Raw genomic sequence first — 15,729 nt, 5'->3', positions numbered from 1 at the left:
GCTGCAAAGGTAAAAAGCGGGAAATGAATAACTACATTTGATCAGCTAAACATAAAAATAAATATTCATGTCTTTGGCAAAAATACTTTGGGTTGATGATGAAATGGAGAGCCTTCGGTCGCAAAAACTCTTTTTGGAGAGCAAAGGCTACGAGGTGCAAACACTTACCAACGGGTATGATGCGCTCGACTATGTGAAGGAAAATATTGTAGACGTTGTATTACTCGATGAAACCATGCCGGGTATTACCGGGCTGGAAACACTGGCCAGGATAAAAGAGATCAACCAGCAGTTGCCGGTGGTGCTCATTACCAAAAATGAAACGGAAAACCTGATGGATGATGCCATCGGTTCACAGATCAGTGATTACCTCATCAAACCGGTTAATCCCAATCAGGTGCTGTTGAGCTTAAAAAAAATAATTGATAACCGCAGACTGGTGGCCGAAAAAACAACGAGTGCATACCAGCAGGAGTTTCGCAATTTGTTTATGGCGCTGAACAGCAATCCCAACTACAACGAATGGATGGAGCTCTATAAAAAATTGGTGTATTGGGAGCTGGAAATGGAAAAAAGCGACAGCCCTGAAATGCGGGAGGTGTTTCAATCGCAAAAAAGCGAAGCCAATACCGAGTTTTTTAAATTCATCAGTAAAAATTATGCTTCGTGGGTAAGTCCTAAAAGCACGGATGCGCCGATCATGAGCCATACGTTATTCCGCTATAAAATATTGCCCCATATTGAAAAGGGAAGACCCCTGTTCGTTGCTTTAATTGATAACCTGCGCTACGACCAGTGGAAAAGCATTCAGCCTGCTTTTGCAGAAACATTCAGGATACAGGAGGAAGAAACCTTTTATTCCATACTGCCAACAGCTACACAGTATTGCCGCAATGCAATTTTTGCGGGGATGATGCCTGTTGATATTGAAAAACATTTTCCCGCACAATGGAAAAACGATGAGGAAGAAGGCGGAAAGAACCTGCATGAAGAGCTGTTCCTGAAAGCACAGCTAAAGCGTTTACACAAAGGGGATATTAAGTATTCCTATACCAAGGTGGTCAATCACCAGGACGGACAGAAACTGGTGGACAATATCCATAATCTTTTGCAAAACGATATCAATATCATTGTATACAATTTTGTAGATATGCTGAGCCATGCAAGAACGGAAATGGAAGTGCTGAAAGAACTGGCCAGTGATGAAACCAGTTACAGGAGCATTACCGCAAGTTGGTTCGAGCATTCACCGCTTCATCAGGCACTCAAAAAAATAGCAGAAAAGCCACTCACGCTGATAGTGGCAACGGATCACGGAAGCGTAAGAGTAAATACGCCATACAAAGTGATTGGCGACAAGCAAACCACCAGCAATTTACGATACAAGCATGGCCGGAACCTTAACTACGAGCCTAAGGAAGTGCTTGCTTTCCGCGACCCGAAAGAAGCCGGCCTGCCGGTACCTTCTGTTAACTCTTCTTTTATATTTGCCAGGGAAGACGGCTATCTCTGTTATCCCAACAATTACAACTATTATTCAAACTATTACAAAAACACTTTCCAGCACGGAGGCATAAGTGTGGAGGAAATGATCGTGCCGGTGGTGAGAATGACGAATAAATGATTGAGATTTCAAATTTGAGATTTCAAATTTCAAATGGCATATCTTTGTCTCGGAAAACAACAAGATGAAAATTAACCAACCAACCTTAAATAAGATCGAAGCCATACTGGAAGAAGCCGGTTATGTGATACGGTATGAAAGAGGTAATTTTCAAAGCGGTTATTGTATATTGCAGCAAAGAAAAGTGGTGGTGCTCAATAAGTTTCTTACGCTGGAAGGGCGTATCAATACCCTGGCCGATCTTATGCCCCAGTTGGAAATAACGTTTGATGCGCTTACGCATGAATCGCAAAAGCTATACGAAGAACTGATGGCCAAACCCGCCAATGAATAGGCATTACCTGGTAAAACAGAAATGCTCCTCTAAAAAATTACAATCGGCATTATACATTTTCTTTTAGCTTTGATGCGTGAGTTATCCTGATATTAAAATTACATTTCTGGGTACGGGAACCAGCAGCGGTGTGCCCATGGTTGGCTGCAGTTGCGATGTTTGTACTTCAACAGACAGAAAAGATAAACGCCTGCGCTCAAGCATACTTGTACAATCTGAACACACTACCGTTGTAGTTGATTCGGGTCCCGATTTCCGTTACCAGATGTTACGGGAGAATATAAAGCGTTTGGATGCAGTGGTGTTTACACACCCGCATAAAGACCATGTAGCCGGGTTGGATGACGTAAGAGGATTCAACTATTTTATGCGAAAGCCCATGGAAATCTATGGCAACGAAATGACGCTGGAAGTGATCATCAGGGAGTTTCCTTACGCTTTTACAGAAAAAAAATACCCCGGCGCCCCCAATATCCATCTCAATACGATCAGCTCGCAGCCCTTTCAGATCAATGATCTGGTTATTACGCCTGTATTGGTGTGGCATATGCAGATGCCGGTGCTGGGTTACCGGTTTGGAAAATTTACCTATATCACGGATGCCAACCGTATAGAAGAAAAGAGCAGGGAAATAATAAGAGGGAGCGAGGTACTGGTGTTGAACGCATTGCGGAAAGAAAAGCATATTTCTCATTTTAGCCTGGGTGAAGCCATAGCCGAAGCAGGGGAGCTTAAAGTATCCACAGCTTATTTTACACATATCAGCCACCAGTTGGGGAAACATGCAGATGTAAACAGTGAATTACCGGAAGGTATACACCTGGCTTATGATGGGTTGAGCATTGCGCTGTAAAGTGTAAGGTGTGGGGTATAAGGTGGAGGGTAGGCACGGAATAAGACATCTTTCTACTTACCGCTATCATTATTTTGTGTAACTTTCATAAGCATAAGCATATACATCACCTATGAGCGCTAACCGGTTGAAAGCATATTTTAATTTCAGCAAAAAAGAACGCAATGGGATTGTTGTGTTGCTGGTAATGCTTGCAGCCGTGTGGTTTATACCGTTGCTGTTTATCCGTGATGAAACATTTGATGTAAAAGGGTTTGCGAGGTTTGAACACGACATTTCGCAATTGCAGCAAGATGCCTTGCAAAACGGGAAAGACAATGATTCTGCCGGAATATTTTACAACCCATCGTTATCCGTCTCATATATCAATACCAGGCCGGTAAAATCGGAAACTTTTTATTTTGACCCCAACACGTTACAAGCCGCAGAATGGCAGCGCCTGGGCATATCCGGCAGAACCATTCAAACCATACAAAATTTCATAGCAAAAGGCGGCAGGTTTTACAAGGCAGAAGATATTGGCAAAATATACGGGCTCAGAAAACGGGATTATGAAAGGCTGCTGCCTTATGTGCGTATTCCTGCAGCTAATTTAAAGCAATCTAAAGGAGCGAATGTTTACCCAGTTGCTTTTGCAGCCGGCAATACAAAATACACCGCGGAGATTGTTCATATCAATGCGGCTGATACTACTGCTTTTATCGCCTTACCGGGTATTGGCAGTAAACTGGCCAACCGCATCATTGGTTTCAGGGAAAAGCTGGGCGGATTTTATAGTGTAGACCAGATTGCAGAAGTATATGGCGTCAGTGATTCCGTTTTTCAGCAAATAAAGCCCCGCCTGCGATGCGATAGCGCGATTATAAAAAAAATCAATATTAATACCGCCGGTATAGATGAGCTAAAAGCACATCCTTATATAAAATATCAGGTGGGTAATGCCGTTATCCAATACCGACTGCAACATGGCAGTTTTCAAAACGAGGATGATCTGAAACGGGTTCATTTGGTAACAGACGATCTCATTAAAAAATGGTTACCCTATATTATTTACTAACAGATGTTAGTTTCATAAAAAAAATCTTTAATTTGCACAATTCTAAAATAGTATGGATTTTCAAACAGATGAATTAACGCTACAAATTGCTCAAACGGCCAGTGATTTTGCAAGGCGGCATATAAAGCCCCATATGATGGAATGGGATGAGACCCAGGAGTTTCCGGTGCATATTTTTAAGGAAATGGGTAAGCTGGGCTTAATGGGTGTGCTGGTTCCAGAAAACTATGGCGGTACCGGATTGGGTTATGTAGAGTATGTAACGATTATTGCAGAAATAGCAAAAGTTTGCGGTTCGGTTGGATTGAGCCTTGCAGCGCATAATTCATTGTGCACCGGGCATATCCTTGCTTTTGGAAATGAAGAGCAGAAGCAAAAATACCTGCCAAAGCTGGCCACCGCCGAATGGATAGGTGCATGGGGGTTAACCGAAGCCGGTACAGGAAGTGATGCAGGCAATATGCAAACTACTGCAGTAAAGGAAGGTGATAACTGGATATTGAACGGTACAAAATGCTGGATCACCCATGGTAAGTCGGCCGATGTAGCAGTGGTGGTTGCCAGAACAGGAGAGCCCAGAGCAAAGAACAATGCCACTGCTTTTGTGGTAGGGCGTGGAACAGCAGGGTTTAGCGGGGGGAAAAAGGAGAACAAGCTGGGTATGCGGGCCAGTGAAACTGCGGAAATGATATTTGATAGCTGCAGGATCCCGGATGCCAATCGGTTGGGAAAAGTGGGCGACGGATTTAAGCAATCGCTGAAAGTGCTTGACGGAGGCCGCATATCCATTGCAGCTCTTGCGCTGGGAATAGCGAAGGGCGCTTATGAGGCTGCATTACAATATGCTAAAGAAAGGCACCAGTTTGATCAGCCCATCTCAAATTTCCAGGGCATATCTTTTAAGCTGGCGGATATGGCTACGGAAATCATGGCATCGGAGTTACTGATATTACAGGCTGCAGATAAAAAGAACAAAGGATTGCCCATGACAAAGGAGGCAGCTATGGCAAAATATTATGCCAGTGAAGTGGCTGTGAAGGTAGCCTGCGATGCTGTTCAGATCTTTGGGGGATACGGGTATACAAAAGATTTTCCGGTAGAAAAGTTTTACAGAGACAGTAAACTGTGTACGATTGGCGAAGGTACCAGTGAAATACAAAAAATTGTAATAGCCAGGGAGGTATTACAAAGTTAAGATTTTCTTACACGGCATGAGAAACAAGGAGGCCCCTGATAAGCAGGGGTCTCTTTTATTGATCAATGCAAAAAGTCCTCATCCTCCTTAGGAGAATATTTTGTAAATACTTTTTCTATTGCTCCTGAAAACAAAGGAAATTTTTCTTTTGCAAAATCTTTCATCAGTGTAATGGCTTTCAATGCCTGTTCTTCTGTTAAACCAGCTTCCGCCTTTAAGCGGTCAATTAATTCTTTCATACAATGAACCCGGAATTTATAGGTGAAGATAGGAGGAAAAAATAAATTGACCCCGTAAACAAAGAAGCCCGGCTGGTATCGCCGGACTTAAAGTTTTATACAACTATGCTGTACAAAGTCGGAGGCTGTACAGCATATGTTCTCCCGGGACTATTGTTCCGGAATATAAATCAATACAACTAAAACCAACAGCCGGCAGTTGCCGCCGCTTATGCCACTTTCAGCATGCTCATTTTACTGTTGTCGAACTTATGTTGTGCATAGTCGAGTGTAAGATGGAACTGTTTTTCTGTTGAAGAAGGCAGTTCAAACATTGCATCTGTCAGGATATTTTCGCAAATGCTCCTTAACCCTCTTGCTCCTAGTTTGTATTCCACCGCCTTGCTAACCAAAAAATCAAGTACCTCTTCATCTACTTTTAATTTAATGCCTTCCAGTTCAAATAGCCGGGTATACTGCTTCATAAGGGCATTTTTAGGCACTGTAAGAATAGAACGGAGCGTTTCTGCATCCAAAGGATTGAGATAGGTAACGACCGGTAAACGCCCGAGCAGTTCCGGGATCAGCCCAAAAGACTTCAGGTCCTGCGCATTGATATATTGCAGCAGGTTTTTCTTCATATATTCCTGTTGATCTTTGTTCACATTAAAGCCTATGGCATTGGTATTTACCCGGCGGGCAATTACCCTGTCTATGCCATCAAATGCGCCACCGCAGATAAAAAGGATGTTTTGGGTATTGACTTTAATCAGCTTTTGTTCAGGATGCTTTCTGCCGCCCTGTGGTGGAACCAGTACCTCAGTCCCTTCCAGCAATTTCAATAATCCCTGTTGCACCCCTTCGCCGCTTACATCGCGTGTAATGGACGGATTATCGCTTTTGCGGGCAATTTTATCGATCTCGTCTATATATACGATACCCTTTTCCGCTGCTGCCACATCGTAATTACAAACCTGCAGCAGGCGGGTAAGAATACTTTCTACATCTTCACCTACATAACCGGCTTCGGTAAAAACTGTAGCATCCACAATAGCAAAAGGCACATTCAGCATACGGGCAATGGTTTTGGCCAGCAGGGTTTTTCCTGTACCGGTTTCTCCTACCATTACAATATTGCTTTTTTCTATTTCTACCTCGTTTTCACTTGATTTATGCTGCAGGCGTTTATAGTGATTGTATACCGCTACAGCCAGCACTTTTTTTGCATCGTCCTGGCCGATAACATATTCATCAAGGAACTTCTTAACCTCAACAGGCTTTTTAACAGTAAGTTTAAACTGGGGATGTGAAGACTCGTGCTTCAATACCAGTTCCTGTTCTATGATTTCACGTGCGTGATCTACGCAGTTTTCGCATATATGTCCTTCCTGCCCCGCGATCAGGATCTTAACTTCATCGCGGCTTCTTCCACAAAAAGAGCAATGTAAAATTGATTTAGCCATTGTACAACAATAAAAGTTTAATGTTCAACTATTTTGGGATGGCTGCAAAGGATACGGAGTGGCTTTACTATTATTAGGACAAAAAGGATAAGGATAAGCTGCAAAACTCCGAAACTTTTTTGTAAAAATCCAGTTTTATCATGACTACATATGTCAATTTCGCCTCATGAAAAAGCCGCTCCGTAATGGGCGGCTCACTAATCGGCTGATTGTAAGCCGGTTATAACTTATCCAATACCTTATCAACAATACCATATTCCACAGATTCCTTTGCACCCATCCAATGATCCCTGTCAAAGTCTTTAATTATTTTTTCAACAGGTTGCCCGCAGTTATCAGCCAGGATCTTAGCACTCATTTCTTTAACCTTATGGATCTGCTCAGCCATTATTTCCAGGTCGGCAGAAGTTCCCTGTCCGCCACCACTGGGCTGATGTATCATTACTTCACCATGCGGAAAAATATAACGTTTACCTTTTTTGCCGCCGCTCAACAGCAGAGAGCCCATAGAAGCGGCCATACCCATACATACGGTTGCAACCGGCGATTTAATCATCTGCATGGTATCATATACCACCATACCACTGGTAACTATACCACCCGGGCTGTTGATATAAAAGGTGATCTCTTTTCCCTGGTCAATGGCCTCTAAATAAAGCAGGCGGGAAGTAATGTCTTTAGCACTTTTATCATCCACCGCGCCCCATAAAAATATTTTACGCTGTTCAATGAATTTTTTATCGAACTGCCAGCCGCTCAGCATTTTTTCCATTGAAGGCATCTCCGGGGTTTCCGGAGTGTCTTCATCATCCGAAATAAAAGGTTTCCTTTTGTTGTTTATGTACATATCCGATATTGTTTGTGATTATTTGTCTTTTTGCTTTTTAGGATTGGTCAGCAGTACCTCATCTACCAGTCCATATTCTTTTGCCTCTAGCGCCGTCATCCAAAAATCCCGGTCGAAATCCTTCTCGATCTTTTCCACATCCTGCCCGCTATGATACGACACTACTTCATACAATTCTTTTTTGATCTTTCGTACTTCATTTACGGTAATCAGTACATCACTTGCCTGTCCGGCTGCACCTGAGCTGGGCTGATGCATCATGACGCGGGAGTGTTTTAACGCTGTACGCTTGCCTTTAGCACCTGCGCACATCAGCACAGCTCCCATGCTGGCAGCCATTCCGGTGCATATGGTAGAAATATCCGGAGTAATGTATTGCATTGTATCGTACACGCCCATACCCGCATATACCGATCCACCCGGACTGTTCACATACATTTGTATATCCCTGGTGCGGTCTGTACTTTCCAAAAACAGCAATTGGGCTGTTATAATATTACCTACCTCTTCAGAAATAGGATAGCCGAGAAAAATGATACGGTCCATCATCAGACGGCTGTATACATCCATTACAGCCACATTCATAGGGCGCTCTTCAATAATATTAGGTGTGAGATTGGTAACCGAATGCCGGGTAAAATCGTTGAGGGTATTACTGGAAATACCTCTATGCTTCACCGCATATTTTTCGAACTCTTTTCCAATATTCATAATATCAATAATTTCTTAATTTATAAAGGGCAATTTATGGCATTTCTACCCAAATATCATGCGAGAGAAGAAAACAGACAAAATGCCATGCTGAATGTGGAGCCGAAGCCGGGAAAAAATGCAAAGTACCAAGAACCAAATGACAAGAACCAAAAAAATTCAAGTGCTAAATCCGAAGCCGGAAATTTGAAATTCGAAGTCAGAGGCAATCTCAATTTTAAATTTCAATCTTTCACATTCGCTAAACTATAAACCACAAACTATAAACTACAAATTAAATTAATGATGATGATGCTGATGTTCTTCCTGCAGCTTTTTAAAATCATCCAGACTGATGGATTGCTCTGCGGGAGTGGCTTTGCTTTCTATTTGATTGAAAACTTTTTCACTTATCAGCTTCCTGTAGGCATTTTCTACCTGCTGCTGGTCTTTTGTAAGCCGGTCAACATAGCTGTCAATCCACGACATATCACCCTGTAGCCCGGAAGCGCCAAAATACCCAAGCACTTCACGGGTGATCTGGTCGCGTATTTCATCGGGGAGTACTTCCAGTTGATTTTCTTTAACGATCTTATCGCTGATCAGGGTCCATTTCAACTGATTTTTGAACGTGGGGAATTCTTCTTCTATCTGCTCCGCAGTTTTAGCCTGCTCACCACCTTTTTCCATCCATTTTTTCAGGAAGCTTTCGGGGAATTCTATAGCCGTATTATCCAGCAGGGCATGGTACAGCTCGTGATGAAAATGATTACGGCTTTGCTCATTGAGGGCCTTTTCAATATCTGCCTTTATTGCGTTGCGAAAATCCTCTTCTGTTTTAATTTCTTTGCCCGGATATACTTCCTCGTAGAACTCTTCATTTAACTCCCGCTTTTCTACCAGCCCTATTTTTGTGATGGTTACTTTAAAATATTTTTCAAGGTCGGCAGCATTGTTTTTATCCAATCCCAGATCACTCACCAGCCAGTCTCTTTCTTTATCATCGAAAGCGCTGCTTAACTGCAACACAACGCTTTCGTCTTTCTTTTTCCCTGTAAGCTGTTCTTTAAATGAAGCACTAAAATATTTAAGCAGCAGCGAATTGTCTTTGGAGATGCCGTTTTCGATCACATTGCCTTCAGCATCCGATTCTTCAAACTTTACATTCAGCACATCCTCGTCTGTGGCAATGGTTTCAGGTTCTGTCATTTTACCATGCCTCACTTTCAGCCTTTCCAGTTCTTCATCAACCATTTCGGCCGGCACTTCGATTTTATAGCGCTTAAGTGGTATTGTATTCAGGTCGGGTAGTTCAAACGAGGGCTTTAACCCTACTTCAAAATGAAAAGAATACTCGGCAGGATTATTCATATCCAAACTACCGGGATCGTTGTCTGCTGCTGGAAGCGGTTGCGCAAAAATGTCAAGTTTTTCCTGGTCTAAATAATCAACCAGCCCCTTTTCAATACTCCTCAACACTTCTTCGGTATAAACAGCAGGCCCGTGCATTTTTTTGATGACCCCCGATGGAACCATTCCCTTCCGGAAGCCCGGTATATTGGCCGATTTTGCATATTGCTTTAATGCTTTTTCGAAGGGCGGGAAATAATCCTCTTTGCTTACAGTAACTGTTATCTTGTCGTTAAGCACACCAATGTTTTCCCTTGTAACCGTTGCCATATGTATAATGTATTAAAAATTCCTGTCAGAATTGTAAAAAGGAGTGCAAAAGTAAGGCTTTTGCATTAATTCCTTTATCATTTGCTTGATTGTAAAAGTGCTGGCAATCAGCCTCCATATCGGAACTTCAATTTAAAATGGTAAATAATAATCATGTATAATAATATTATTTTTAAAGTAATTCAAAATAGTATTTTAATTTATCCTTCGTATTGACAGATTTATCCATAATTTCGTCAATTAACTGACGAAATTATTATGCAAATCCTGACAAGAGTAATCGAAGTCCGGTTAAAAAGCCTGATTGGAAAGAACAAAGTGCTGTTGATCCTCGGTACCCGACGTGTAGGGAAAACTGTTTTGATCAACAAACTCGTTAAGGAATACGACAAGCAGGTAATAGTGTTGAATGGCGAGGATATGGATACTCAGGAGATACTCCGTCAGCGAACGGCTGCAAACTATAAAAGAATAGCGGGAGATGCCCAACTGCTGGTTATAGATGAAGCGCAAGCGATCCCGGAAACGGGAAAAGTATTGAAGCTGATGATTGACAGCTTACCGAAGCTGACTATAATAGCCACAGGATCATCTTCTTTTGATTTACTGAACAAGGCAGGGGAACCTTTAACGGGAAGAAAAATTCAATTTCAATTATATCCGGTTGCTCAAATGGAATTGGAAAGCCGGGAAAATTTTGTTGAAACCAGGCAGCATTTGGAAGAGCGGCTTATTTTTGGTTCTTATCCCGAAATACTTCAGTTGCCTTCTTACCGTGAAAAAGAAGAATACTTACAGGAGTTAATACAGTCTTATTTGTTAAAAGACATCCTGGCTTTTGAAGGAATACGCCAGTCAAATAAAATCATGAAATTGCTCAGGCTGATAGCTTTTCAAACAGGTAGCGAAGTTTCGTATAATGAGCTTGGGAATCAACTGGGTATCAGTAAAAATACCGTTGAAAGTTACCTGGATTTACTGAGCAAAGTATTTCTCATCTACCGGCTGCCAGCCTACAGTACCAACCAGCGTAAGGAAATATCCAAGGGGTCTAAGTGGTACTTCGCAGATAATGGCATTCGCAATGCGATTGCAGGCAATCTGCGATTACTGAATCTTCGCCAGGATGCCGGTAGTCTTTGGGAAAATTATCTTTTAAGTGAACGCATAAAACGCAATAGCTATCTCCATGAGTATGTTCAGTATTATTTCTGGCGTAATTATGATCAGCAGGAAGTAGACCTTATTGAGTTAAAACAGGGCAGGCTGCATGCCTGGGAGTTTAAATATAATAACAACAAAAAAGTTAAAATTCCTACTGCATTTTCAACAGCATATCCTGAAGCCTTGTTTGATTGTATTACAAAAGATAATTACCTGGATTGGATAACCGTGGGGAAACAAAAAAAGCTACCCTGTAAAGAATAGCGGTTACAAATTCTGTGAGATTGCTATATAGTAAAAAGTGCGGGTGGAGGGACTCGAACCCCCATGCCTCGCGGCGCCAGATCCTAAGTCTGGTACGTCTGCCAATTTCGCCACACCCGCTTCTTTTTTCCGGACTGTTAAAAGGTCCCAGCGTTTTTTGGGACGGCAAAGGTAGTAGATTTTACTTAAATTTGGATTTATATGGAAGCTGATGTTAAAACGCCAAAATACAATCTGAACGAAGAAGAAGAAAAAAAGGAAATTGTTCGTCAGTACAGGGCATTGCTGAGATGTCTTAAACCTAAATTGAAGCCGGGGCACAGGGAATTATTGAGGCTGGCTTTTGAAATGGCTGCAGACGCCCACAAAACCATGCGCCGGAAAAGCGGTGAACCTTATATTTTGCATCCTATTGCAGTAGCGCGTATATGTGTTGAAGAAATAGGGCTGGGTGTTCGTTCTACTATTTGCGCCCTGCTCCACGATACCGTAGAAGATACCGATCTTACCCTGGAAGATATTGAAAGGGCTTTTGGCGGTGAAATCGCACGCATCATTGACGGGCTTACCAAAATAGCCAATGTAGTAGATACCAATACCAGTCAGCAGGCAGAAAATTTTAAAAAAATACTGGTCACCCTTACGGATGATCCCCGCGTTATCCTTATCAAATTAGCCGATCGCCTGCACAACATGCGCACCTTAGACAGCATGAAGCGGGAAAAGCAATTGAAAATATCGAGTGAAACCGTATATGTGTATGCTCCGCTGGCGCACCGCATGGGATTGTATACCATTAAAACGGAGATGGAAGATCTCGCGATGAAATACCTGGAACCTGATATTTACAGGGAAATAGCAAGGAAGCTGGCGGAAACACGAAGGGAACGAACCAGGTATATCAACGAGTTCATACGACCTATTAAAGAAGGATTGGAGAAAGCCGGGCTTAAAGTGGAAGTGTACGGAAGACCCAAATCCATCCATTCCATCTGGAATAAAATGAAGAAAAAAGGAGTGGCATTTGAAGAAGTGTATGACCTTTTTGCGATCCGTGTTATACTGGAAACACCCCCTGAAAAGGAAAAAGAAGATTGCTGGAAAGCATATTCCATGATAACGGACATGTATATTCCTTCGCCCGAAAGGTTGCGCGACTGGCTGAGCAATCCAAAATCGAATGGTTATGAGGCCCTGCACACAACCGTAATGGGATCGCAGGGCAAGTGGGTAGAAGTGCAGATCAGGACAAAGCGCATGAATGAAATTGCAGAGAAAGGGCTGGCGGCGCACTGGAAATATAAAGAAGGTACCAATGACGAGAGCCGGTTCGACAAATGGTTTACACAGATACGCGAAGCCCTGGCGCAGGATGTAAGCTCCATAGATTTCCTGCAGGATTTTAAAACCTCTTTTCTTGCCGAGGAAATTTATGTATATACACCCAGGGGCGATGTAAAGATGCTGCCGGTGGGCGCTACGGCACTGGATTTTGCATTTTCCGTGCACAGCGTGGTGGGCTCCAAGTGTATTGGCGCCAAGGTAAATCATAAGCTCGTTCCTATCAGTCATAAGCTGCGCAGCGGCGACCAGATAGAAATTATTACCAGCAATAAGCAAAAACCTCACGAAGACTGGCTGAATTTTGTAGTGACAACAAAGGCTAAAAGCAAAATAAAGGATGCGCTGAAAGAAGAAAAGCGCAAAGTTGCGGGAGAAGGAAAATATATGCTGCAGCGCAGGCTCGAAAGCATAGGCGCATCGGTAAGCCAGGCGAATATAGAAGAGCTTGTTTCTTTTTATAAAATGGCTTCACCCCTTGATCTGTATTATCAGGTAGCTGTAAAAAACATTGATCTTAAAGAATTAAAGGAAGAATTCCAGGTGCTGGGCGATAAGCTGGTTATGCCAAAGCCTGTAAAAACCGAACCTGAAGTTAAGCATCCTGAACCCGATGTTAACCGACCCGTACACAAAAAAGAGAACGAGCTGATCATTTTCGGTGAAAGCAGTGACAGGATCGTATATACTTTGGCCAATTGCTGCAAGCCCATACCGGGCGATGACGTTTTTGGTTTTGTGAGTACGGGTAAAGGGCTGATCATTCATCGTACCAATTGTCCCAATGCCGCAAGGCTGATGTCTAATTTCGGACACCGGGTAGTAAAAACCAAATGGGCCAAGAACAAGGAAATTTCCTTTCTTACCGGTTTAAAAATTGTAGGGCTCGATGACGTGGGCGTAATTCATAAGATCACCAACCTGGTATCGGGTGAATTGAAGATCAATATAGCCGCTTTGACCGTAGAAGCCAAAGAAGGGCTCTTTGAAGGGAATATAAAACTATTTGTTCACGATAAGGAAGAGCTGGATGAACTGGTTGACCGGCTGAAAAAACTGCCCGGCATTGAAGCTGTAGAGCGGTATGATACGGATACCGTATAAAAATAAACAGGGAAAAACATAATATCTGTATGTTATCGTGAAAAGTGAGTGGGGTGTTTCTCCATTCACTATCCACGCCCCTCACCTTAGCATTTGACGCAGCACCCCGGTTATGATTTTAATATTTCATCCGGCCAGTGTGTTGCGATACCCTGCGCACGGATAAACTGCTGAAAACCTTCCAGCAGATCCCTCTTATCCCTTACCGCGTGCGGTGAAAGCTTTTTACCAAGGACATATGTAATAAGCAAACCGGCAGCTTCACCTATATTCCACTCCACAGGATGCAGCCGGTAGCAACCATTGGTAATATGGGTAGTGCCTATGTTTTTATTGGCAGGAATCAGGTTTTGCATTCGCCGGGGTAATAACGCTCCCAAAGGTATCTGGAACGGCAGGGATGCAAAATCTATGTAGTTGTTGCCGCCTGTGCTCGGATGAAGGTCAATATGGTAATAACCGATACCCACGCTGTCAAAAAAATCAGTTGCACGGTTGGCCGCTTTTTTTCCTGCTGCCAGTATCCTGTTTTCTTTACCTACATGCTCTTCCAGCACAGTAAACACGGCTTTGATGCGACGCGATTCACGAATATAGGGATACTTGGCTAAGCCATCTGTTGTTCCCACAATATCTCCGCGCAGGCGTAAACCCGGCCAGCCCAATCCTCCGTCGGGCCGCGGCGCTGCTGTTTGCAGCCAGTAAAAAAGCGACAGGCTCAACTGTTTACCCTGGTCAATAAAATGATGAAAGTCCTTTTCGTTTACATCAATGATGTTATGACTGAAATAATCATTCTGCGGCCAATTCACTATGCTAATATCACCTGCATAAAATGCCGGGCTAAAATTATTCGCATCGGCAATGCGCCGGTAGTTCCATAAGTTGAGTGTTTCCCCGGTTGGCTTGCCGGTTGGATCAAAGCCCAATGCCTTTGGTTGCAGTGTGGAAGGAGTTGAATAAGATAATGACAATAATTTCCCCGGCCAGGAAGGTGTTAGATCGGGTATCAGGTTGCACCAGTGATCATAGCCTGCGGGTTTGTCAATGATGTGATTTTCGCCGGGTAAGTAATCCATGGCAAAGCAACAGGTGAATGCCTGGTTATTGGTGGGATCGGCTTTTTCCGATGCATGCAGTTCGCGTGTTTCCTTTTTCGATTCCGATCCGGTTACGTACTCGGTTTTTGTTAATGGCAATAATTCGCCAAGTTCCGTGGCGTCAATAAAATAAGGAGCCCGGAGGATCATTTCATTTCCTGTTTGAGAGGAACGTGCCTTTAGTGCTTTCACCCTGTCGCCATCGGTGTCTGCACTTACAATTTTGTGCTGCAGCAATAACGTTAGCTTGCCCGATCCCAGGTAAGGAGCCAGCATACTGTTCAACACGGCTAAGGCTACACGCGGCTCGTGGCATAACCTGGAAACCGATCCGGTTCCCGGGTTCAAATGCTTGTTTGCCCTGGCAGATTCGGTAAGCGGGTAATAGCGTATATAATATTCCCGGATGGCTGTACGCAGGTCGCGATAAAGCCGGGTGGCCCCAAAAGATTCTATCCAGGGGTGCTCATCAGGGCAGCTCAGTCCCTGCTGGGTGAGCTGCCCGCCTATCCAGTCTGTTTCCTCGGTCATGATCACCCGAAAACCGTTGCGGAGCGCTGCCAGTGCGGCGGCACAACCACCCATGCCGCCACCTGCAACCACAATATCTGCTGACTGTTCCAGGACTGCTTTTTTGGGATGATGTGCAGCTGGTATAACCGAAGTGATGCTTGCAGGCGCTGCCGCAATAGCGCTGCCGCCAAGACTTAATGACCGGATAAAATTTCTTCTTTTCACAATTGATGTATTGATGATACGCTGATTGGATCGCTGCTCTTTGAACAATTGTTAATC

The 15,729-nt window shown here is 43.3% G+C and carries 13 protein-coding genes and 1 tRNA gene; 7 read left to right on the top strand and 7 right to left on the bottom strand.

What is annotated here, in order from left to right; translation table 11 throughout:
• Nucleotides 1–67: 67 nt before the first annotated feature.
• The 5 genes from porX (at nucleotide 68) to PLH26_RS05590 (ending at nucleotide 5,063) form a co-directional block, all read left to right on the top strand.
• Nucleotides 68–1,624, top strand: coding sequence for a T9SS response regulator signal transducer PorX (gene porX, locus PLH26_RS05610; RefSeq protein ID WP_324585014.1), 1,557 nt, complete (start codon nucleotides 68–70; stop codon nucleotides 1,622–1,624).
• A gap of 64 nt (nucleotides 1,625–1,688) precedes the next feature.
• On the top strand, nucleotides 1,689–1,958 hold the full coding sequence (locus PLH26_RS05605; protein WP_324585013.1) for a hypothetical protein: 270 nt from the start codon (nucleotides 1,689–1,691) through the stop codon (nucleotides 1,956–1,958).
• Nucleotides 1,959–2,034: 76 nt separating this feature from the next.
• Nucleotides 2,035–2,811 carry an MBL fold metallo-hydrolase gene (locus tag PLH26_RS05600; protein ID WP_324585012.1) on the top strand — a complete coding sequence of 259 codons (777 nt, stop codon included), beginning with the start codon at nucleotides 2,035–2,037 and terminating at the stop codon, nucleotides 2,809–2,811.
• A 112-nt stretch (nucleotides 2,812–2,923) separates the two neighbouring features.
• On the top strand, nucleotides 2,924–3,868 hold the full coding sequence (locus PLH26_RS05595; RefSeq protein ID WP_324585011.1) for a ComEA family DNA-binding protein: 945 nt from the start codon (nucleotides 2,924–2,926) through the stop codon (nucleotides 3,866–3,868).
• Between the two features lie 52 nt (nucleotides 3,869–3,920).
• On the top strand, nucleotides 3,921–5,063 hold the full coding sequence (locus PLH26_RS05590) for an acyl-CoA dehydrogenase family protein (RefSeq protein ID WP_324585010.1): 1,143 nt from the start codon (nucleotides 3,921–3,923) through the stop codon (nucleotides 5,061–5,063).
• Between the two features lie 62 nt (nucleotides 5,064–5,125).
• Here the strand turns inward: PLH26_RS05590 and PLH26_RS05585 are convergent, their stop codons facing one another.
• From PLH26_RS05585 to tig, 5 genes are all read right to left on the bottom strand, one after another.
• Complete coding sequence (locus tag PLH26_RS05585) at nucleotides 5,126–5,302, bottom strand: hypothetical protein (protein WP_324585009.1); 177 nt, start codon at nucleotides 5,300–5,302, stop codon at nucleotides 5,126–5,128.
• Nucleotides 5,303–5,511: 209 nt separating this feature from the next.
• Nucleotides 5,512–6,744 carry an ATP-dependent Clp protease ATP-binding subunit ClpX gene (clpX, locus tag PLH26_RS05580; protein WP_324585008.1) on the bottom strand — a complete coding sequence of 411 codons (1,233 nt, stop codon included), beginning with the start codon at nucleotides 6,742–6,744 and terminating at the stop codon, nucleotides 5,512–5,514.
• A gap of 220 nt (nucleotides 6,745–6,964) precedes the next feature.
• On the bottom strand, nucleotides 6,965–7,591 hold the full coding sequence (locus tag PLH26_RS05575) for a ClpP family protease (protein ID WP_324585007.1): 627 nt from the start codon (nucleotides 7,589–7,591) through the stop codon (nucleotides 6,965–6,967).
• A gap of 18 nt (nucleotides 7,592–7,609) precedes the next feature.
• Nucleotides 7,610–8,302: a ClpP family protease gene (locus PLH26_RS05570; RefSeq protein WP_324585006.1), complete on the bottom strand. Its 693-nt coding sequence runs from the start codon at nucleotides 8,300–8,302 to the stop codon at nucleotides 7,610–7,612.
• A 279-nt stretch (nucleotides 8,303–8,581) separates the two neighbouring features.
• Nucleotides 8,582–9,961, bottom strand: coding sequence for a trigger factor (gene tig, locus PLH26_RS05565; RefSeq protein ID WP_324585005.1), 1,380 nt, complete (start codon nucleotides 9,959–9,961; stop codon nucleotides 8,582–8,584).
• A 258-nt stretch (nucleotides 9,962–10,219) separates the two neighbouring features.
• On the opposite strand from tig, the gene PLH26_RS05560 reads away from it, so the two are divergent.
• Nucleotides 10,220–11,389: an ATP-binding protein gene (locus PLH26_RS05560; RefSeq protein WP_324585004.1), complete on the top strand. Its 1,170-nt coding sequence runs from the start codon at nucleotides 10,220–10,222 to the stop codon at nucleotides 11,387–11,389.
• 38 nt (nucleotides 11,390–11,427) lie between these two features.
• Here PLH26_RS05560 and PLH26_RS05555 read toward each other — a convergent pair.
• Nucleotides 11,428–11,509 (bottom strand) — tRNA-Leu (locus PLH26_RS05555).
• An 81-nt stretch (nucleotides 11,510–11,590) separates the two neighbouring features.
• Here PLH26_RS05555 and PLH26_RS05550 point away from each other — a divergent pair.
• The gene (locus PLH26_RS05550) at nucleotides 11,591–13,834 is read left to right on the top strand and encodes a RelA/SpoT family protein (protein ID WP_324585003.1); all 2,244 of its coding nucleotides are present in this window, start codon (nucleotides 11,591–11,593) and stop codon (nucleotides 13,832–13,834) included.
• Between the two features lie 110 nt (nucleotides 13,835–13,944).
• Here PLH26_RS05550 and PLH26_RS05545 read toward each other — a convergent pair whose 3' ends face one another.
• The gene (locus tag PLH26_RS05545; RefSeq protein WP_324585002.1) at nucleotides 13,945–15,672 is read right to left on the bottom strand and encodes an FAD-dependent oxidoreductase; all 1,728 of its coding nucleotides are present in this window, start codon (nucleotides 15,670–15,672) and stop codon (nucleotides 13,945–13,947) included.
• Between the last annotated feature and the right edge of the window lie 57 nt (nucleotides 15,673–15,729).

Source organism: Agriterribacter sp. (assembly GCF_035444585.1).
Classification (GTDB): domain Bacteria; phylum Bacteroidota; class Bacteroidia; order Chitinophagales; family Chitinophagaceae; genus Agriterribacter.
This window is presented reverse-complemented; position numbering and strand designations above follow the sequence as displayed.